The sequence below is a fragment of the Rhizobium sp. BT03 genome (assembly GCF_030053155.1).
Classification (GTDB): domain Bacteria; phylum Pseudomonadota; class Alphaproteobacteria; order Rhizobiales; family Rhizobiaceae; genus Rhizobium.
In genome coordinates, this window is the sequence record NZ_CP125640.1 from 3,855,091 (window position 1) to 3,874,864 (window position 19,774).

Annotated in this window: 23 protein-coding genes; 12 read left to right on the top strand and 11 right to left on the bottom strand. The window is 61.4% G+C overall.

The window, feature by feature from the left end; all coding sequences use genetic code 11:
• The 6 genes from puuE to QMO80_RS18730 are packed head-to-tail and all read left to right on the top strand — an operon-like array spanning position 1 to position 3,384.
• Positions 1–924 carry an allantoinase PuuE gene (gene puuE / locus QMO80_RS18705; protein ID WP_283197847.1) on the top strand — a complete coding sequence of 308 codons (924 nt, stop codon included), beginning with the start codon at positions 1–3 and terminating at the stop codon, positions 922–924.
• Entirely contained in the window at positions 924–1,424 is a 501-nt protein-coding gene (gene uraD, locus QMO80_RS18710) for a 2-oxo-4-hydroxy-4-carboxy-5-ureidoimidazoline decarboxylase (RefSeq protein WP_283197848.1), read from the top strand. The genes puuE and uraD overlap by 1 nt, the downstream gene beginning before the upstream one ends.
• Positions 1,421–1,783 (top strand): DUF86 domain-containing protein, encoded by a 363-nt coding sequence (locus tag QMO80_RS18715; RefSeq protein WP_003592892.1) that lies wholly within the window; start codon positions 1,421–1,423, stop codon positions 1,781–1,783. Before uraD ends, QMO80_RS18715 begins: the two co-directional genes overlap by 4 nt.
• A 4-nt stretch (positions 1,784–1,787) precedes the next feature.
• Positions 1,788–2,288, top strand: a complete 501-nt coding sequence (locus QMO80_RS18720; protein ID WP_283197849.1) for an ureidoglycolate lyase — start codon at positions 1,788–1,790, stop codon at positions 2,286–2,288.
• Complete coding sequence (uraH, locus tag QMO80_RS18725; RefSeq protein WP_097626531.1) at positions 2,285–2,641, top strand: hydroxyisourate hydrolase; 357 nt, start codon at positions 2,285–2,287, stop codon at positions 2,639–2,641. The genes QMO80_RS18720 and uraH overlap by 4 nt, the downstream gene beginning before the upstream one ends.
• A gap of 2 nt (positions 2,642–2,643) precedes the next feature.
• Positions 2,644–3,384, top strand: a complete 741-nt coding sequence (locus QMO80_RS18730) for a metallophosphoesterase (protein ID WP_283197850.1) — start codon at positions 2,644–2,646, stop codon at positions 3,382–3,384.
• A gap of 201 nt (positions 3,385–3,585) precedes the next feature.
• Here the strand turns inward: QMO80_RS18730 and QMO80_RS18735 are convergent, their stop codons facing one another.
• From QMO80_RS18735 to QMO80_RS18750, 4 genes are all read right to left on the bottom strand, one after another.
• Positions 3,586–5,352 carry a flotillin family protein gene (locus tag QMO80_RS18735; protein ID WP_283197851.1) on the bottom strand — a complete coding sequence of 589 codons (1,767 nt, stop codon included), beginning with the start codon at positions 5,350–5,352 and terminating at the stop codon, positions 3,586–3,588.
• Positions 5,349–5,996, bottom strand: a complete 648-nt coding sequence (locus tag QMO80_RS18740; protein WP_283197852.1) for an OB-fold-containig protein — start codon at positions 5,994–5,996, stop codon at positions 5,349–5,351. The genes QMO80_RS18735 and QMO80_RS18740 overlap by 4 nt, the downstream gene beginning before the upstream one ends.
• Positions 5,997–6,001: 5 nt before the next feature.
• Entirely contained in the window at positions 6,002–7,141 is a 1,140-nt protein-coding gene (locus QMO80_RS18745) for a PspA/IM30 family protein (RefSeq protein WP_283197853.1), read from the bottom strand.
• A 194-nt stretch (positions 7,142–7,335) separates the two neighbouring features.
• Positions 7,336–7,947: a CDP-alcohol phosphatidyltransferase family protein gene (locus QMO80_RS18750; protein ID WP_283200226.1), complete on the bottom strand. Its 612-nt coding sequence runs from the start codon at positions 7,945–7,947 to the stop codon at positions 7,336–7,338.
• Between the two features lie 199 nt (positions 7,948–8,146).
• On the opposite strand from QMO80_RS18750, the gene QMO80_RS18755 reads away from it, so the two are divergent.
• The 3 genes from QMO80_RS18755 to QMO80_RS18765 are packed head-to-tail and all read left to right on the top strand — an operon-like array spanning position 8,147 to position 11,707.
• Positions 8,147–9,931 carry a bifunctional alpha/beta hydrolase/class I SAM-dependent methyltransferase gene (locus tag QMO80_RS18755; RefSeq protein ID WP_283197854.1) on the top strand — a complete coding sequence of 595 codons (1,785 nt, stop codon included), beginning with the start codon at positions 8,147–8,149 and terminating at the stop codon, positions 9,929–9,931.
• Between the two features lie 10 nt (positions 9,932–9,941).
• Positions 9,942–11,270 (top strand): phosphatase PAP2/dual specificity phosphatase family protein, encoded by a 1,329-nt coding sequence (locus QMO80_RS18760; RefSeq protein ID WP_283197855.1) that lies wholly within the window; start codon positions 9,942–9,944, stop codon positions 11,268–11,270.
• On the top strand, positions 11,267–11,707 hold the full coding sequence (locus QMO80_RS18765) for a hypothetical protein (RefSeq protein ID WP_283197856.1): 441 nt from the start codon (positions 11,267–11,269) through the stop codon (positions 11,705–11,707). Before QMO80_RS18760 ends, QMO80_RS18765 begins: the two co-directional genes overlap by 4 nt.
• Before the next feature lie 71 nt (positions 11,708–11,778).
• Here the strand turns inward: QMO80_RS18765 and QMO80_RS18770 are convergent, their stop codons facing one another.
• The 5 genes from QMO80_RS18770 to puuD form a co-directional block, all read right to left on the bottom strand.
• A complete protein-coding gene (locus QMO80_RS18770) occupies positions 11,779–12,921 on the bottom strand; it encodes an alpha-hydroxy acid oxidase (RefSeq protein ID WP_283197857.1) in 1,143 nt (380 codons plus the stop codon).
• 196 nt (positions 12,922–13,117) lie between these two features.
• Positions 13,118–13,534 carry a DUF1508 domain-containing protein gene (locus tag QMO80_RS18775; protein WP_283197858.1) on the bottom strand — a complete coding sequence of 139 codons (417 nt, stop codon included), beginning with the start codon at positions 13,532–13,534 and terminating at the stop codon, positions 13,118–13,120.
• Between the two features lie 54 nt (positions 13,535–13,588).
• Entirely contained in the window at positions 13,589–13,846 is a 258-nt protein-coding gene (locus tag QMO80_RS18780) for a type II toxin-antitoxin system HigB family toxin (protein WP_283197859.1), read from the bottom strand.
• Positions 13,847–13,875: 29 nt separating this feature from the next.
• A complete protein-coding gene (gene guaD / locus QMO80_RS18785) occupies positions 13,876–15,186 on the bottom strand; it encodes a guanine deaminase (RefSeq protein WP_283197860.1) in 1,311 nt (436 codons plus the stop codon).
• A complete protein-coding gene (gene puuD, locus QMO80_RS18790; protein WP_283197861.1) occupies positions 15,183–16,421 on the bottom strand; it encodes a urate hydroxylase PuuD in 1,239 nt (412 codons plus the stop codon). The genes guaD and puuD overlap by 4 nt, the downstream gene beginning before the upstream one ends.
• A 115-nt stretch (positions 16,422–16,536) precedes the next feature.
• Here puuD and QMO80_RS18795 point away from each other — a divergent pair, with 115 nt between their 5' ends.
• A complete protein-coding gene (locus QMO80_RS18795) occupies positions 16,537–17,223 on the top strand; it encodes a Type 1 glutamine amidotransferase-like domain-containing protein (RefSeq protein WP_283197862.1) in 687 nt (228 codons plus the stop codon).
• A 163-nt stretch (positions 17,224–17,386) separates the two neighbouring features.
• Entirely contained in the window at positions 17,387–17,719 is a 333-nt protein-coding gene (locus tag QMO80_RS18800) for a hypothetical protein (protein ID WP_003565666.1), read from the top strand.
• Between the two features lie 24 nt (positions 17,720–17,743).
• Here the strand turns inward: QMO80_RS18800 and QMO80_RS18805 are convergent, their stop codons facing one another.
• Positions 17,744–18,640, bottom strand: coding sequence for a LysR substrate-binding domain-containing protein (locus QMO80_RS18805; RefSeq protein WP_283197863.1), 897 nt, complete (start codon positions 18,638–18,640; stop codon positions 17,744–17,746).
• Positions 18,641–18,741: 101 nt separating this feature from the next.
• Between QMO80_RS18805 and QMO80_RS18810 the strand changes: the two genes are divergently transcribed.
• Positions 18,742–18,936 carry a hypothetical protein gene (locus tag QMO80_RS18810; RefSeq protein WP_283197864.1) on the top strand — a complete coding sequence of 65 codons (195 nt, stop codon included), beginning with the start codon at positions 18,742–18,744 and terminating at the stop codon, positions 18,934–18,936.
• On the opposite strand, the gene xdhC is transcribed toward QMO80_RS18810, so the two are convergent.
• Positions 18,912–19,724: a xanthine dehydrogenase accessory protein XdhC gene (xdhC, locus tag QMO80_RS18815; protein ID WP_283197865.1), complete on the bottom strand. Its 813-nt coding sequence runs from the start codon at positions 19,722–19,724 to the stop codon at positions 18,912–18,914. The genes QMO80_RS18810 and xdhC overlap by 25 nt on opposite strands.
• Between the last annotated feature and the right edge of the window lie 50 nt (positions 19,725–19,774).

Genomic DNA, 19,774 nt, shown 5'->3' on the forward strand with positions numbered 1-19,774 from the left:
ATGGTATCCGAGACTTATCCGCGCAATCTCGTCGGCTACGGGCGTCAGACGCCCGATCCGAAATGGCCTGAAGAGGCACGCGTCGCCGTGCAGTTCGTCATCAATTACGAGGAGGGAGGCGAAAGCTCGATCCTCGATGGCGATCCGGCATCGGAAAATCTGCTGTCGGAGATCGTCGGCGCGGCCGCCTGGCCGGGGCAGCGCAATCTCAACATGGAATCGATCTATGAATATGGGTCGCGCGCCGGTTTCTGGCGGCTCTGGCGGATGTTCACCGATCTCAAGGTGCAGGCGACCGTCTACGGCGTGACGCTGGCGATGGCGCGCAACCCCGAGGCCGTGGCGGCGATGAAGGAAGCCGGCTGGGAGATCGCCAGCCACGGTTACCGCTGGCTGGAATATAAGGATTTTCCGGAAGACTTGGAGCGCAAGCATATCCTTGAAGCCGTGCGCCTACACACAGAACTCACCGGCGAGCGGCCCTACGGCATGTATCAGGGCAAGCCTTCCGACAATACGCTGCGGCTGGTGCAGGAGGAGGGCGGCTTCCTCTATTCCTCCGATTCCTATGCCGACGACCTGCCTTTCTGGGTGAAGGGCGTCGACGGGAAACCTTTCCTGATCATTCCCTACACGCTCGAAACCAACGACATGCGTTTTGCGACGCCGCAGGGCTTCAACACCGGCGACCAGTTCTTCACCTATCTCAAGGATGCCTTCGATACGCTCTATGAGGAAGGCAAGGCGGGCAGCCCCAAGATGATGTCGGTCGGCCTGCATTGCCGTCTCGTCGGGCGCCCGGGCAGGGCGGCGGCGCTGAAGCGCTTCATCGAATATGTGCTGAAGCACGACAAGGTCTGGATCCCGCGCCGCATCGAGATCGCCGAGCATTGGCACAAGCACCATCTGCCGGACGCGCTCTGATGCTATCGCGCGAGGATTTCGTTTCCCGCTTCGGCGGCGTCTTCGAACATTCGCCTTTCATCGCCGAGCGTGCCTATGACGCCGGCAGCGTGACCGAGCCGCTGACGGCATCAGGCGTGCATGCGGCGCTTACCGCGGTCTTCCGCGCGGCAAGCCCGGAGGAACGTCTCGGTGTGCTCCGCGCCCATCCCGACCTTGCCGGGCGCCTCGCCATATCCGGCGAACTTACCGAAGACAGCCGCAGGGAGCAGGCCGGCGCCGGTCTCGACCGCCTGAGCCCTGCCGAGCACGCCCGCTTTACCGAACTCAATTCGGCCTATGTCGAAAAATATGGCTTTCCCTTCATCATCGCCGTCAAAGGACTCGGCAAGGAGGATATTCTGGAAGCTTTCGAAACACGGATCGGCAATGGCCGGGACGAAGAATTTGCGACCGCGACTGCGCAGGTCGAAAAGATCGCGCTGCTGCGTCTGACCTCGATGCTGCCGGAGGCGGAATGAAGGAGAGGCGTGCCATCGACTATCTCAACGACATGCAAAAGGCGGCATCCGAAGCGCTGTCCTTCATCGGCGGAATGGATGAGGCGGCTTTCGCCGAGGATCAGCTCACTTTCAAGGCCGTTGCCTTCTGCCACTTCACCATCGGTGCCGCGGCATCCCGTCTGCTGGTGACGCATCCGGAATTTGCCACCGAGCATCCCGGCCTGCCGTGGACGAAGATCTGCGGCACGGGCAATCGCATCCTCGACGATGTCTTCGATCTCGATCCCTCGGACATCTGGGAGGCGACCTATCGGACGCTGCCGGAGCTTCTTCGCGAGATCGATGCCGTCCGCAACTGGCATGCCCAAGGTGAGTGAGGCGATGCCCGAATTTCTCGACATTCGCCCGCTCACCAGCGCTGCCTTCACTGCCTTCGGCGAGGTCATCGAAGCCGATCCGGCCTCGATGCGGCTCATCAATGGCGGCACGACGGAACGTTTTCATGCGCTGGCCGCGGCGGAAGCGGCGGGCGAGGGCGCGCGGGTCATCATCAATCTGTTTCGCGGCCAGCCGCGCAGTTTCCCCTATGATATCGACATGATGGAGCGCCATCCTTTCGGCAGCCAGAGCTTCTCACCGGTTTCCGGCCGTCCTTTTCTGGTTGTCGTCGCCGAGGACGAGAGCGGACGCCCGGGCAGGCCGCAGGTGTTTTACGCGCGGGGCGACCAGGGTGTGAACTACCGCCGCAATGTCTGGCATCATCCGCTGATGGCGCTTGGCCAAGTCTCCGATTTCCTGGTCGTCGATCGTGACGGGCCAGGCAACAATCTGGAGGAATTCTTCTTCGAAACCCCCTTCGTCATCAGAGAGCCAGCCCCATGACCGGACTGACCACACATGTTCTCGATACCGCCTTGGGCAAGCCAGCCGAGCGGCTCAGGATCGATCTTTTCCAGCTCGATGGCGAAATCCGCAGACATCTGAAGACGGTCGAGACCAATGCCGACGGCCGGGTCGACGGCGGCCCGATCCTTGCCGGCGAAAATTTTCGGGCCGGCACTTATGAACTGGTCTTCCACGCCGGTGATTATCTGAGGGGGAGCGGCACCCCGCTGCCGCATCCGGCCTTCCTCGATCTCGTGCCGATCCGTTTCGGCATCGCCGATATCACGGCGCACTACCATGTGCCGCTGCTGATCTCGCCCTACGGCTATTCCACCTATCGAGGCAGTTAATTATGAAATTCGCCGCGATCGCCGACATTCACGGCAACCATCTGGCGCTTGAAGCCGTGCTGGCGGATATTCGCGCTGAAGGTATCGAGGAAATCGTCAATCTCGGCGATTTTTTCAGCGGTCCGCTCGATGCCGGCCGGACGGCGGAGCTGCTGATGACGCTCGGCCTGACCTCGGTTTGCGGCAATCATGACCGTTATCTGATCGAGCAGGATCCGGCGGCGATGCATGCCTCGGATGCCTCGGCCTATCGGCAACTGACGCCGGCCCATCTCGACTGGATCCGCAGCCTGCCGTTCGATACCGTCTATCGCGGCGAGGCCTATCTTTGCCACGCGACCCCGAAGGACGACAATCTCTATTGGCTGGAATCGGTCTCGCCCGAAGGATTCGTCTTCCTGAAGCCGATCGAGGCGATCGAGGCGCTGGCTGAGGGTATCGACCTGCCGCTGATCCTCTGCGGCCACAGCCATCTTCCCCGCGCCGTCCGGCTCTCCGACGGCCGCCTGATCGTCAATCCCGGCAGCGTCGGCTGCCCCGCCTATGACGATGTGCTGCCCTATTACCACACAGTCGAAGCCGGCCACCCGCTGGCGAGCTATGCCATTCTGGAAAAGACGGCAGCCGGATGGATATGGCAATTCCGAACCGTCGCCTACGACCATATGGCGATGTCGGTACTGGCCACCGAAAGCGGTCGTGCCGACTGGGCGAGTGCGCTGGCGGCGGGTTGGGTGAGATAGCCCAGACCCGTCTAAAGCGCGTCGCGATCCTTAAGATTCGCTCCTCGCGCTTTAGCTCTTTATTTTCTCGCATGTCGTTGCGGCAAAAGTGCTTCGCGCTTTGCCAGGCAAAACCGCTTCGCGCTTTGCCAGGCAAAACCGCTCCGCGCTTTGCCTGGGAAAACCGCGGCACAGTTTTGCGCGGCATGCTTTAGGCTGCCATCAATCCTTCTTCGGCGCCGAAGGGGCGATCGGCTTTGCCGGGGCTGCGGCCGATGTTGCCGGCGGTGTTGGAGGCGCGGCCGGTATTGCCGGCTTTACCGGAGCCGCAACCGGCTTTGCCGGTTTTGCGCCATCGAGATTCCCAAGGAGGGATGAGATGGCGTTGTCGCCTTCGAAACCGGCCTCCTTCAGCAATCTGTCGAGGATCGGCTTGTTGGCCTGATAGGAGAGGAGCTGGCCGGCCAAGCCTTCGCCGAGACCGATGCCGCTGTCGCCGTTCGCGCCGTTTCCGCGGCCGAGCATGCCGCCAGTATCGAAGATCCGGATATCGGAGATCTTTTCGATCGGCTTGACCGCCTCGGCAAGCGCCTCGGGAATGATGCGGATACGCTCGCGGGTGATTTCGAATTCGATGATGGTCTGGCTCAGCTTGTTGCGGGCTTCGTTGAGCAAAGCCTCGCTTTCGGCTTGAGCCCGGCCGGTTTCGAGGATACCCTTGGCCTTGATGATCGCGGCATCGGCTTCGGCGTTCGCCAGCGTCTTGATGGCTTCGGCCTGATCGATCGCCGCCTGTTTTTCGGCCTCGGCGCCGACGGTGACGGCGGTCGCTTCGGTTTCGGCTTTCTTACGGGCGTCGATCACGGCGATCTGCTTTTCGCGCTCGGCAATCTCGATCGCCTTGGCCGTGCCGACCTTTTCCTCTGCCGCGATCGCGAGCGCCCGGGCGGTTTCGGCGGTGGCCTTCGCCTCGGATTCCTCGCGGCTCTTGTTGGCGACGGCGATCGCGCTTTCCTGGGCGACGATCTGAAGGTCGCGCTTGGCTTCGGTTTCGCGCTGCTGGACAGCGCGGGCGGCATCAATGTTGGCGCTTTCGCGGGCCTGCTTGGCGGATGCCTCGCGTTCGGCAATCGCCTGTTCGGAGGCGATGCGGGCTTCTTCCTCGGCACGTTTTGCCGCCTGCTCCTGCTGGGCGGTTTCGGCGCGTGTCGCCGCGGATTTGTTGGCGATGTCGCGCTCCTGGCTGAGCTCGGCTTCGCGCTTGGTCCGCTCGATGGTCAGCGATTGCTGGCGGGCCTCGAGATCCTTCTGGGCGATGGCGACTTCGGTATCGCGAACGATCTCGTTTCGCTCCTTCTTGCGGCCCTCGGTTATGCGGGTCAATGCTGCAAGACCTTGCGCATCGAAGAAGTTGTTGGCGTTGAAGTGCTTGATATCGGTCTGGTCGAGGCGCGTCAGCGACACGGATTCGAGCTCGAGGCCGTTCGACTGGAGATCGGCGCCGACGGCTTCCTGCACGGCCTTGACGAAGTCCATGCGCTGTTCCTGCAGCGCGTCGAGATTCATCGTCGCAGCCACCGAGCGAAGGCCGTCGACGAATTTTGCTTCGATCAGGATACGAAGCGCCTCGGCATCGTTGGTGCGGCTGCCGAGTGTCTGGGCGGCCAGTGCGATCGAGGAGGCGTCGGGTTTGACGCGTACATAGAACTCGGCGCCGATATCGACGCGCATGCGGTCCTTGGTGATCAGCGCATCGCCTTCGCCGCGGCGAACCTCGAGCCGCAGCGTCTTCAGGTTGACCCGGGCGATCGAGTGGAAAATCGGCAGGACAACCGAACCGCCGTCGAGCACGACTTTCTGGCCGCCGAGACCGGTGCGCACATAGGCCTCGTCGCGGCTGGAGCGCGTGTAGAGAGAGGCGAGGACAAAACCGATGCCGAAGATCAGAACGATCGCGATAGCGGCCGGTAGAATAATGTCATACATCATGACTGCTCCCTGAAAGATTGATTGTCCGAGCCGGTGGGATCCACCAGGGCGGGAATGGCGATAAATACATCTGCGTTGCGATCGACGAGGAGAACCTGCGTGCCGATCCCGAGAGGTTCCTGATCCTTGGCGGCTCTGGCTCTCAGCACATGCCAGTTTCCATGCTGGTCCTTGACACGGACGCGTCCCGGCAAACCCTGATCGAGCGGGCCGAGGGAAACTTCCGCAGTCCGGCCGACGAAGGTGTCGAGATCGACCGCATAGGTCTCGTCGTGCGGCACGATCCGCGCCACGGTTCTGCTCGATGCCCTGACCATGGGGAAGGTGATCAAAAGGGCTGGAATGACGGCGATGACGGAGGGCAGCGGCGCCCAGAAGGTGTTGGCGACGGCCTGGATGGCAAAGCCTGCGATGGCAAAGAAGCCGAGCGTCATCATCAGCAGAATGAGCAGGGGAACGCCGCCGAGATTAAGCCAGGAGAGGTAGCCGGCAATGCCGTCATGGCCATGGAAATCCGGTTTTCCGAGAAGCTCGGTGATCGAAAAACCCATGACGGTCGCCAGCATCTCGATCGCCGTCAGGCCCGCGAGCACGGCGGCGGCAATGGCAAAGGGAGCACATTCGGGCGCGAAGAAAAGTGCCATCGGCGTTACCGGTTATCCGTCTTGAAGCGTGCGAGGCGCGCCTCGATCGCGCGTTCGCGATGCAACCGGTCGAGTTCGTCCAACTCGGAACTATTCGTATGCTCGGCTGATGGCACGCCGGTCAGCCGCGAGACCGCTGCGGCGGCGCGGGCGGCACCTGCGCCTGGCGTCGGTCTGTTGTGGCCGGCCGCGGCCTCTTCGGGATGCTTGGCGATGCTGCGCTTGAAATCGGCAAGGCGGGCGTCGGCCTCGCGGCGGGTGGCGAGAACGGCCTGGAGGGCTTTCTGGCCTTCGTCCAGCTGCTCCCGGGCATCGGCCAGCGCCTTGTCGAGCGCTGCGATCTGGGATTCGAGATCGATCTGACGGGCGACGCCGGCCTTTGCGAGATCATCCCGTCCGGAGGAGACGGCAAGGCGGATCTTTGCGTCGAGCGCGTCCATGTCTTCGACGATTTCGTCCTTGCGGCTCTGGATGCGGTATTCCTCAGCGCGCGCCTTGCCGAGGTCGGTGCGGGCTTCTTCGGCGGCCGCATCGATCTCGCGGATCGCCTGTTCGATGACGGCGATCTTGTTGACGCCTTCCGCCTTGTCGATCGCCGCATTGGCGATGCCGGCGATCAGACGGCCCATTCGTGAGAGAATGCCTTCGTTCGTCATGTTTTCCTCCATCCGAGCGGAATTCGGCGTGACGCCGATGTTAATCTCGTAGCGATCATGGTCCGCTACAAGGTATGCGGGAAAAATACTCTCCCATCCCCTGGAGTAGCCGGCGACATCGAAGGGCACGGCAACGCGTCCGTGCACCGTGGCGATCGTCAGGTCCGAGGGGCCTTTGATGGCGAAGAGCTTATCGTCGAGCGGCAGCTGCAGCGGCTCGGGGATGATGCCCCGATTGGCGGCGAAATCGCGAAGGCCGAGCGTCACCAGCCGCGCCGGCAGGCCCGTCTGCTCGCGTACGGTTTCATAGGCGAGATCATGCAGGACGACGAGATTGGCGCCCGCTTTGTCATCGACGAGTTCGGTCAGGATGCCGATCATCCTGCGATAGGCGGCAATAGTGTCATCAAGCGCCTGGCGGGCGTGATCGTCAGGCGCCAGCATGTAGCGCAGCAGCGATGGATGCGGTGTCTTGCTCGTGGATACCATGGATAAAAACATAAAGCACCGCTTTTGTGCTTTCAAGAGGAGGCGTACGAAAAATACAACCTTTGTTGAACTTGTCGTTGGAAGAAGGAGGGATCACAAGATGCGTTTACTGAGCAATTCGCAGAAGCAGCGTTCGACACCGTTTTCGGATCACATTGCCCGCGGACGAACCGCCGGCGGATCGGCTCCGCTTCCTATCGGCCCGCCGTGCGCGCCTCGCGAATACCGGCGCTGATACGGTTGATAGTAGTCCAAACGAGAAGGAGAGCCACCACGGCCCAAAGCCACACAGTCCATGCTGCAAATGTACCGCCAACCGCGACAAAGACGCCAAGCGCGCCGAAAAGCACCGCGCGGTCGCTCTTGCCCAGCGGTCCGTCGTAACGCCGGCTGGCGCCGACCGTTTGACTGAGAATGCCGGCAAATTCCGTCAGCACCGAGAGGAAAATGACAGCCATGGCCGGCATCAGGCCGTTCGGATCGATCAGTGCAAATGGCAAATACAGGGCGATATCCGAGACGACATCACCGATCTCGTTGAGATAGGCGCCCAGAATGCTCTTTTGCCCATGTTCGCGCGCGAGCATGCCGTCAATCGCATTGAGGCCCATGCGCAAGAGAAACCAGACAGGCACCAGCAGAAACAACTGCGGAAGCGGAACGATGCTGAGAAAAAGGCCAAGTGCAACAGAGACGGCGGCAGCAACCGATGTCACCTGATTGGCGGTGACGCCTCGCGCCGCCAGCGAGCGCACCAGAGGGCGAAGAATATTCTGAAACCGGGACTTCAATTGATAAACAGACATGCGACCTCGATCGAATTTCGTGGCATCAGAAAAATCTATCCCAGCTCCGGCGGTGCAGATCGTCGTACTTGCGGGGAGCCGATACTTCATGTCGGTTCTCGTATAGGGCTTACATTTGCGACTAGACTTTTGCAATGAATGCAAATCAGTGTTCCGCCAATGGTTGCAACTCATCCACCGATCAGAACTGGAGAAGACCGTGCTGCAAACTGCCGATAGTGGGCAATCGTCATCGACGGCGAGACCGATGCATGAATCCGAATTCGTATCGCACGATGGGACGCGACTCTTTTATCGGATGTGGCCTGCGACCGGTGCTGCACTGAAGGGCGCAATCATTCTTCTCCATCGCGGCCACGAGCATAGCGGCCGCGTCGCCCATCTCGCCACCGAGCTCGGCCTCGATGATTTTGCCTTCTACGCCTGGGACGCACGCGGCCACGGGCGTTCACCGGGGGAGCGCGGCTATTCGCCGTCCTTTGCTGCCTCGGCGCATGACCTCGATTGCTTTGTGCGCCATGTCAGCGAGACGAGCGGTACTCCAGTCGAAGAGATCGCCGTCATTGCGCAGAGCGTCGGCGCGGTTCTCGCCACTACCTGGGTGCACGACTATGCGCCGCCGATCCGAGCGCTCGTGCTGGCCTCGCCGGCCTTCAGCGTCAAGCTCTACGTGCCTTTTGCCAGGGAAGGCATTGCGCTCTGGGAAAAGCTCAAGGGGACATTCTTCGTCAATTCCTATGTCAAGGCGAGGTTTCTGACGCATGATCCCGAGCGCATTGCCTCCTTTGAGGCCGACCCGTTGATCACCCGGCCGATCGCCTCCAACATTCTGTTGCAGCTCTATGAAGCGGCAGCCCGCGTCGTCGGCGACGCCCGCGCCATCACCGTTCCGACCCAGTTGCTGATCTCCGGCAGCGACTGGGTGGTGCGACACGCGCCGCAGCACCGGTTCTACGAAAACCTCGGCAGCCGCATCAAGGAGCGGCATGTGCTTGCCGGCTTCTACCATGACACGCTTGGCGAAAAGGACCGCGCAATCGCGCTCGCCGAGATCCGCCGTTTCATCGATGCGCGTTTTGCCGAGCCCCGGGCGCCCGCCGATCTTCGCACCGCTGATATCCAGGGTTATACCAAGGACGAGGCCGACCGGCTCGCGAGCCCTCTGGACGCCATGTCCCTGCGCGGCATCTACTGGGCGCTCAGCCGTCTCAACATCAGGCTCGGCGCGCTGGTGTCGGAAGGCATAAAGACTGGGGTCAAGACCGGCTTCGATTCCGGCTCGACGCTCGATTACGTCTATGAGAACCAGCCGCGGGGGCTCGGTCCCGGCGGGCGGTTGATCGACAAGGTGTTCCTCGAGGCGATCGGCTGGCGCGGCATCAGGCAGCGCAAGCTGCATTTGCAGGAGCTGATCGACCGCGCGCTGCAGCGCCTGAAAGCCGCCGGCCGCAGCACCCATGTGCTCGATATTGCGGCCGGACACGGCCGTTATGTCCTCGACGCCATCGAGGCGGCTGCCGTGCGTCCCGAGAGTGTGCGCCTGCAGGATTATTCCCCCATCAACGTCGATGCCGGCCGCAACAGCATTGCCGCGCGTGGACTGAGCGATTTCGCGAGCTTCCGCCAGCAGGATGCCTTTGACGGCGAGGGGCTGGCTGCGATCACGCCGGCTCCGGATCTGGCGATCGTCTCCGGCCTTTACGAGCTTTTCTCCGACAATGCGATGATCGCCACTTCGCTCGATGGGATCGCCCGCGCGATGCAGCCCGGCGGTCTGCTCATCTACACCAACCAGCCATGGCATCCACAGCTGGAGATGATCGCCCGCGCCCTGACCTCCCACCGCGGCGGCCAAGCGTGGGTTATGCGGCGGCGGACGCAAGAAGAAATGGACCAACTGGTCGCCGCAGCCGGTTTCCGCAAGATCGAACAGCGCATCGACCAGTGGGGCATTTTCACCGTCTCGCTGGCGGAAAGAATGTGAGGGCAAGCCGTTGGGGCAGGCACGTTCTCCTTTTTCCCAGGCCGCGCCGGTCTTGAAGCGGGCGGCGATGTGGCTCGTCTTCCTGGCGCCGTTCTTCTATCTGACCTATGGCGGCGCCAATTGGCTGGCTTCGCAACGCGCTCACGTGCCGAACATCGCCTTCGCATGGGAAAGCGCCATTCCGTTCCTGGCGTGGACGATCGTTCCATACTGGTCGATCAACCTGTTCTACGCACTCTGCCTGTTCATCAACACGACGCCGCGCGATGTGGATATGCTCGCAAGGCGTTATCTGACGATCCAGATCATCGCGATCGTCTGCTTCATCGCGTTTCCGCTCGAAGCAACCTTCATACGGCCGGCCACCAGCGGCCTGCCCGGTTTCATGTTCACCGTCCTCGGTGGTTTCGATAAACCGTTCAACCAGGCGCCGTCGCTGCATGTCGCGCTGCTGGTGGTGATCTGGGACCATCTGCGCGGCCGCTTGCCGCGCAGGGCGCGGCTTCTCTGGCACTTCTGGTGTTTCCTGATCGGCGCTTCCGTGCTGACGACGTGGCAGCATCACGTCATGGACATTCCGACCGGTATTTTGCTCGGCCTGTTCGCCGCCTGGCTTTTTCCGCGGGATGGTGCTTCCCCTCTTGCGAATTTCACTTTGAACGGCGATCCAAAGTCGCGCCGACTTGGCATCTGCTATCTCGGTGGTGCCGTCGCATTTCTCGTCCTTGCAGCGCTCTGCATCCCTCTGACGGCCGCGGCACTTCTGTTGCTCTGGCCGGCCGTTGCGCTGGCGATCGTCGCAGTCGGATATTTCGGCGCCGGCCCGCAGATATTCCTGAAACGCGGCGATGGCAGTGCCGCGTTTGCCAGCCGCTGGCTACTGGCACCCTACCGGCTCGGCGCGATCATCAACGTTTGGCTCTGGACACGCAAAATGCCGGCATCCGTGGTGATTGCTGATGGCGTCCATCTCGGTCGTTTTCCGCGTCGCCACGAGGCCGACCGTTTTGCCACGGTGATCGACATCACCGGCGAATTTCAGCGCCCGAGCGGGGCGCTTGCACGCTGGTGCAGCTTTCCCGCCCTTGATCTCACAGGTCTCGACAAGATCCAGGCGCGAGCCGCGGCTGATCTCATCGAGGCTGCGCGCCACCAGGGACCGGTCCTCGTCTGCTGCGCGCTCGGTTTCCAGCGAAGCGCCTGCGTCATCGTTCGTTGGCTAGTGACCAGCCGACGCTGCGAAAACCCAGCCGAGGCGCTGCAGTTGATCGAACGCGCGGGGCGGCGTGTTTATCTGCCCGTGGAAAGTGTCCGTGCTGCGAACGAGGGCGTGCAATGACGCAGTGGAAAACCTTGGCCGCCGCGGCGGCGCGAAATCTCGGCCGCAACTCAATGTTCTGCGGGCTGACAGCGCTGTTGCCACTGATTGCCGGCCCGATCACCGCGGGATATCGAGGTTTCGCCCCAGCGCTCGGCTGGCTGCTATTGCTTGTTTTCTGCGGGATTGTCCTTGCGCTGGCGGTCCATTTGCTTTTCGACGCGCTGTTGTTTCGCCTCGCGTCGAGCCACGAGACGGAGGCCGCCGGCCTTGCCGCCGTCGACGACCTGCTGTCCCGAATGCAGCTTCGCAAGCTTGACGGGGCACCACCTGGCCTCGAGAAGCGGATTGCCGGATCGCGCCGCATCGTCTGGCGGCAGCGTCTTGCACTCGCCCTCTATCTCGTGATTTTCGCGATCCTTCAGCTCAACGCGAGCGCCGGCCAGCCGCCCAGCTGATTGGTATGCCGTTGCGAATCTGGCGGGTCTTACGGCCATCGGCGCGTTCAGCCGGTGCCGACTTCTCGGCTTCAGCCTTGCCCCGATATGATCGACGCGTTCACATCGTTGATATCGCGCTTGCCGCAGAGCGCCATGGTGATGTCCATCTCCTTGCGGAGGATGCCGAGCGCCAGCGTGACGCCCTCCTTGCCCATGGCGCCGAGCCCGTAGAGGAAGGGGCGGCCGATATAGGTGCCTTTGGCCCCGAGTGCCATGGCCTTCAGCACGTCCTGGCCGGAGCGGATGCCGCCGTCGAGATGGATCTCGATGCGATCACCGACAGCATCGACGATCGAAGGCAGCATGCTGATCGAGGAGGGGGCGCCGTCAAGCTGGCGGCCGCCGTGATTGGAGACGACGATCGCGTCGGCGCCGGTGTCAGCGGCGGCCCTCGCATCCTCCGGATCGAGCACGCCCTTGATGATCAGCGGGCCGCCCCATTGCTCCTTGATCCAGGCGACATCGGCCCAGGAGAGCCGCGGATCGAACTGCTCGTGCGTCCATGCGGCGAGCGAGGTGATATTGGAGACGTTTTTGGCGTGGCCGATGATGTTGCCGAATGTGCGTCTTTTGGTCTTGAGCATGTCCAGGCACCAGAACGGCCGGATGGCCATCTGCCAGACGTGTTTCGGTGTGAACCTCGGCGGCGCCGATAGGCCGTTGCGCAGGTCCTTGTGCCGCTGGCCGAGGATCTGCAGATCGGCCGTCAGCACCAATGCCGAGCATTTGGCGGCCTTGGCGCGGTTGATGAGGCCGAGCACGAAATCCTTGTCCCGCATCACGTAGAGCTGGAACCAGAAGGGCCGCGTCGTCACCGAAGCGACGTCCTCGATCGAGCAGATGCTCATCGTCGACAGGGTGAAGGGAACGCCGAATTCTTCCGCCGCGCGCGCCGCCAGCATCTCGCCATCGGCATGCTGCATGCCGGTCAGGCCGGTCGGCGCCAAGGCCACCGGCATCGACACTTTCTGGCCGATCATCGTCGTTTCCAGCGTACGGTCGCTCATGTCGACCATCACCCGTTGGCGCAGCTTGATCTGGCTGAAATCGCTCTCATTCGCCTGATATGTGGATTCCGTCCAGGCGCCCGAATCCGCATAATCGAAAAACATCTTCGGCACACGGCGCTGTGCGAGCTTTTTCAGATCGGCGATGGTAAGCGGGGTGGCCATGAATTGAACCTTCACATCTGAATGCACCTATCGGCCGTACCATGAATTCGATGGAAATGTTATGCGGAAATTCGGAGGGAATGACCCTGATCTGGCAGCATTCAAAGTGCCACGGCATCCTTTGCGCGTCTCAAAGGACGCGGGGCGCTGCAGCCGATAGCTGCTGCAGGCGATTTCCCCGCTAGCGGTTCAGATATTAGGCGGCGTGCTCGTTAATCCGAGAATTGGAGGCGCTCTCTTGAAGGAGCTTTATAGCGCTCAAAGCTTCCGCTTTTGATGAAAAGGCGTCTGAATGAAATATAATCTCCGCTGTACCGGTCACGAGCCGAAATAGAAAACTGCCCTTTCCGTCCTTGTAAATCTCAAAGACCGTTCTAGCTGCTTGCCGTGCGTGATTATCATCGGGTTCCTCTTCGGCCATAAAAAGGGCAACTGCTTCGGGCGTCGGTACGTCCATCGAAAAATGTTCATTTTCATAAACATCGATCAATGTTGCAAGAATATCGAGTTTATCGCCATCGGGCGTGCCGCTTTTTGCGCCCCACAATTCTGCAACGACTTGGAGAGCTTCATTGTAGTCTTGCTCTGAATGAATGGGTTTTAAGTCAGTCATGCTGCACCTTAGCGACGTCGATACGGTCATAGTCTCTGTGCGTACCGATCCATTTTATCCAATGATGGATTTTTCAAAGTCGGCTGCGACCACCAAACGAAAATCGTTTCCTTTGATGTTAAATACAATACGCTCTGCGTTTATGATGCTGGCTGAGGCAAACGTTCTCTTGATATCCGCGGCATTTTTCCAGGTCGCTTTGCTTGTCAGCGAAAACCAAACATCCACGGCCTCTTTAACCGCCGATTGATCGTGTCTGGCCGCCAAGGTAGCGACAAATTTCGTAAGCGTACTCCGTGCGATGATCCTCATTTACAACACTACCAATCGCTCCCTGCGCTTCAGCCCAAAAATGATTTCGCCGCCACACCAGCCACATAGGTTTCGGCGATTGCCCTGTCATCGCCCATCGTCTGCAGCAGGAAAAGTTCCTCGGGCAGCGTCTTCACCGCTTCCATCTTCAACGCCATGGCCGGGGTCGCCGCCGCGTCGAGGACGACGAAATCGGCCTCGGTGCCGGGGTCCAGCGTGCCGATCCGGTCGGCCAGCGACAGCGCCTCGGCATTGCCGCGAGTCATCAGGTAATAGCTTTCCAGGGGGTTCAGCCGTTCGCCGAGCAATTGCTGGATCTTGTAGGCCTCGTCCATCGTCTTCAGCATCGAATAGCTGGAGCCGCCTCCGATATCGGTCGCGACACCGATGCGGACCGGCTTTTCGCGCCGCGCCAGCGCCTTCAGCGGAAACAGGCCGGAGCCGAGGAAGAGGTTCGAGGTCGGGCAGTGGACGGCGACCGCACCGGTCTCGCTCATCACATCGGCTTCACGCTCGGAGAGATGGATGGCATGGCCGAAGAGGCTCTTCGGCCCGAGCAGGCCGTAACGGGCGTAGATGTCGGTATAGTCGATCGCCTCGGGATAGAGCTCGCAGGTGAATTTGATCTCGTCGTGGTTTTCCGAAAGATGCGTCTGGATGTGCAGGTCGGGAAATTCGCGGGCAAGCGCGGCCGTTGCTTCCATCTGCGCCGGCGTCGAAGTGATGGCGAAGCGCGGAGTGATGGCGACGTGGTTGCGGCCCTTGCCGTGCCAGTCCGCGATCACCTGACGGGTCTCGTCATAGCCCATTTCGGGCGTGTCGAGCAGGCCTTGGGGGGCGTTACGGTCCATCATCACCTTGCCGCCGACCATGCGCATGTTGCGCTTCATCGCCTCGGCGAAGAAGGCGTCGGCCGAGGTCTTATGCACGGAGCAATAGGCGACCGCCGTTGTGGTGCCGTGGCGGATCAGTTCGTCGTAGAAATGCGTGGCGATCCTCTCAGCATGCGCGCTTTCGACGAAGCGGCATTCCTCGGGAAAGGTATAGGTGTTCAGCCATTCGAGCAGGTTGGCGGCATAGGAGGCGATTACCTGCATCTGCGGAAAATGCAGATGCATGTCGATGAGGCCGGGCAGGATCAGATGCGGGCGGTGGTCGATTTCGGTTACATCAACGGCTGCTTTTGCCTTGATGTCGGCATAGGGGCCGACGGCCGCGATCAGCCCGTCTTCGATCAGCAGGCCGCCGTCTTCCTCGTAGAGATAGCTCTGGCTGTCGGCCAGACTCAGCGGCGCCCGATGAAAAGACAGCAGGCGGCCGCGCAGGAGTGTCGTCGTCATTGTTTTTTGCCTTCGACTGCACTTTCGAACCAGGCGACGAGCAGCTTGCGTTCGTCCGGCGTGATATCGGTGATGTTGCCGGGCGGCATGGCATGGCTGCGGCCCGCCTGTATATAGATCTCGCGGGCATGAGCGGCGATATCAGCGTCGTTTTCGAGCATCACCTCCTTCGGCGGCCGCACGATGCCTTCATAGACGGGCTCGGCCGCATGGCACATGGAACAGCGCGTCGAGATCAGCTGCTTGACGGCGGGGAAATGCGGATCGCCGGCAAATTGCTGGAAGGCGGGCGCCACCTCCGCCGCATCCGTTTCGCCGGTCAGCAGTTTCGGCACTGTGGAAAGCCACATGATCAGGATGAAAAGGATGACAGTGACGATCCAGGTCCAGGTCGGCCGGCCCTTCCTGGCATGGGTGGTGTTGAACCAGTGGCGGATGGTGACGCCCATCAGAAAGACCAAAGCGGCGATCACCCAGTTGAACTGTGTTCCGAAGGAGAGCGGATAGTGGTTCGACAGCATGAAAAAGATGACGGGCAGGGTCAGGTAGTTGTTGTGCAGCGAACGCTGCTTGGCGACCTGGCCGTATTTCGGGTCGGGCGTGCGACCGGCGATGAGATCGGCGACGACGATCTTCTGGTTCGGGATGATGATCATGAAGACGTTGGCCGACATGATCGTCGCGGTGAAGGCGCCGAGATGCAGGAAGGCGGCGCGGCCGCTGAAAAGCTGCGTGTAACCCCAGGCCATGAAGACCAGCACGACGTAAAGGACCACCATCAGGCCCCAGGTATTTTTGCCGAGCGGGGATTTGCAGAGCAAGTCGTAGATGATCCAGCCGCCGGCGAGTGATGCCAGCGAGATCAGGATCGCCACCGGCTTCGAAATATCGAGCACGTGGCGATCGATGAGGAACAGGTCGGCGCCGCCGTAATAGACGATGCACAGCATCAGGAAGCCGGAAATCCAGGTGAAATAACTCTCATATTTGAACCAGGTCAGGTGCTCCGGCATTTGCGCGGGCGCCACCAGATATTTCTGGATATGATAGAAACCGCCGCCATGGACCTGCCATTCCTCGCCATAGGCGCCGGGCGGCAGATGCGGGCGTTTCACCAGTCCGAGATCGAGCGCGATGAAATAGAAGGACGATCCGATCCAGGCGATCGCGGTGACGACATGGAACCAGCGCGCCGCGAAAGCGAGCCATTCCCATGCTATGGCATATTCATACATCGAGTTCCCCTATCTTCCTCCGACTCGTGACATTGCGGAAATTTTGGCGGGGAGGGAAGAGGAGATTGAAAGATGGCGCCCGCATAGCGGCCGGCGCGGCCAAAGGAGCAATGGAATGATCACCGCGCTCTACAGCGATCAGCTCATCGCCGAAAACGCGCCGATGGACCGCCGGCTTGCGGCGCTCATTCTGTCGCGCGGGAGCAGCATCGGCTATATCGCCTCCGCCCCGGAGCCGCAGCGGGAGTTCTTCGATGAGAAACGACAGTATTATCTCAGATACGGGCTCTCTCTCGATCTCTTCGTCGATCTCGACGCGCTTTCCAGCGACGAGGAGATCGGCCGGCTGTTTGCCTGTAACGCCATCCATCTGACTGGCGGCCACACCGGCGATTTTCTGAGGCGGCTGCGCCGAAGCGGCATGCTGGAGAGGCTGCGCGCATGGGCGCTGGATGACGGCATTCTCGTCGGAACCAGCGCCGGGGCGATTTTGATAACGCCGACGATCGCCGTTGACGCACTCTTTTCCGGCGGTTCGCCGGATGCGGTGCGGGACGGCGCAGCTCTCGATCTGGCGCCCTTCGAGTTCTTTCCGCATCTGAACGACGATCCCGGCGATCTCCCGGCGCTGCTGCGCTACAGCGAGACGACGGCAACGCCCATTCTCGCGTGCCGGGACGGCGAAGGTGTCATCCTCGGCGAGGGACTTGTCGAGATCTTCGGCGCCCCGTTGATGATTTCCGGCGGTTTTGCCGAAGCCGCCGAGCGCGGCCGCATCGCAGATCTGCTGTCTCGTGCCTAAAAGCTGCCGAGATGACTGTGCATTATCTCCGGCTTATACATGATGTGCTAATTCGGCACGCCTTGAACTATGGCAAGTGGATTACAGTTACTTTGCAGGCCGCCGGCATAAAATAAGAACCTTTAGATCATCGGCGGCGCATTCATCGACGGAGAAGATGCCCATGCGCAGCATTCTGACGTGTGTGATGATTGCGTACGCGTCGCTGGCGACGGCTCACGACGCACCCTCGGGGTGGAGTTATGATCCCTATTGTTGCAACGGCGACAGTCACAATGGCGACTGCCAGATGATCCCTTCGAAAAGCGTGGCGGTGACGCCGGGCGGATATCGTGTGACGCTCTTGCCGGGCGACCATCGGCTGGTCACGCATGCGCATGTCTTCCTGCTGCCGATGACGAAGGCGATGCAATCCGGCGACAACGATTATCATCTCTGTCTGTTCCCGAACGAGGATACGCCGCGCTGTTTCTATGCGCCGGAGATGGGATACTGAGGCTACCCACCTGCATCAGGTGCTTCAGTTTTCGGCCGCCTTCATCTCTTCGAGGATCCAGTTGCGGAAGGCCTTGATCTTCGGCACGTTGCGGCGGTTTTCGGGATAGGCGAGCCAGTAAGCCTTGCCATCGCTGCGGGTCAGTTCGAAGGGCTGATAGAGCCGGCCCATGGCGATCTCGGCCGCATAGAAGGCCGGGTTGAGGATGGCGACGCCATGTCCCGACATCGCCGCATCGGCTTCCACCGCCTGGGAGCCGAGCTGGTTGCGCGGGCGGCGATCGAGATCCGTGTCGGTGACGCCGGCTGCCTCGAACCATTGTTTCCACCAGATGTCGCCGGCGTCGAAGAGATCGAACTTCAGGAGATCGCGCGGCTCCCTGATGCCGCCTGCCGATTCCGCCAGCTTCGGGCTCAGCATCGGGGTGAACTCCAGCCCCATCAGCCGATGCAGGGCCAGCCCCGGCCAGTTGCCGTCGCCCCAGCGGATGCCGACATCGATCTGCTCGCGGGAGAAGTCGATAATGTCGGAGGTCGCCTGAAAGCGCACCGCGATCGCCGGATGCTTCAAATGGAAAGAGCCGAGGCGCGGCGCCAGCCATTTCGAGGCGAAAGTATGAGTCGAGCTGATAGCGAGCGTGCCTTCGACACTGTCGCGCGCCGTCGCCATTGCATCGTGCAGCATGGCAAAGGCTTCGGTCACCTTCGGCGCCAGCCGCTCGCCGGTGTCCGTCAGCGCGATCTGGCGGGGACGGCGCAGGAAAAGCGGCTCGCCGACATTCTCCTCCAGCAGTTTGATCTGGTAGCTGACGGCCGTCTGCGTCATGCCGAGTTCGTCGCCCGCCTTGGTGAAACTGCCGAGCCGGGCGGCGGCCTCGAAGACGCGCAGCGCATTCAGCGGGAATTGCTTCGACAGTTTCATGGATAAGTTCTCTTGATGCAGGCAGACGGTCGTTCGATTGGAATTGCAGCATTTTCGGCAGCAAACTGCAACTCATACCATCAATCTGACGAGGTGATGTCATGGATTGCTTTGCTATCGAAGAGAAGCGCCCTCAGCCGCGCATGGGTGTGTTCAAGCGTCTTGCCGGACGGCTGGTCGGCCGTTTCTGCCGGCTGCCCCGCCTCGATCTCGATGCGGCGCCTGACCGCGTCAAGCGCGATCTTGGTTTCCTCGATGGACGCGATCCGTTTTACGAGGACGCCTGCAGGCGATAGGCTGCCAGCGCCGTCAGGATTTCGGCGGCGGTCATTGCGGCGATCACCTCGGGGCGTTTGTCCCTGACCGCCGTGCCGCCGATCGGCAGCGTCAATCGCTCCATCCAGGCGCGTTCGCCGCCTTCGCGGGAAAGCCAGCTTGCCAAGGTGGCGCGTTTGGTCGCTGAACCGATCATGCCGGTATAGGCGAGATCCTCCCTTGCCAGCGCTTCACGGGCGATGAGAAAGTCCAGCGCGTGGTCGTGTGTCAGGATGACGACCGCGCCGCCGGCCGGAATATCCTTCACCAGCGCCTCCGGCATCGGCACGAGCCGGGTCTTCGTCGCCGCCGGCAGATTGGTGAGTTCTTCCTGACGGGTTTCGACCACCGTGACCAACAGCGGCAGCGGCGCAAGAGCAGCCGCCAGTGCCCGGCCGACATGGCCGGCGCCGAAGAGAAGCACCTCGGGCAGGCGCTCGATCTCGCTGGCACGTGTGGCTTCGAGTTCGTCTTGCAACGCCGGCGTCAGCCGGCGAAACCGCAACTGCGTGCGCCCACCACAGCACTGGCCGATCTCGGGGCCGAGCGGGATGTCCATGGTGGCGGTTCCGCCGGTTCCCGCCAGCATCTCCCGGGCATTCGCGATCGCCATGAACTCGAATTGCCCGCCGCCGATCGTGCCCCAGAGGGCGGTCGGCGAGACGAGCATATAGGCGCCGGCCTCGCGCGGGGTGGAGCCTTGCGTGCCTGTTATGTCGACGAGGATGCTGTCGGGGTGGGCGGCGAGGAAGGTCAGGAGGTCGGTCATGCGATAGCCCCGTGGCCTATGGAGTATGTCGCGAAGACCCCCTCATCCGA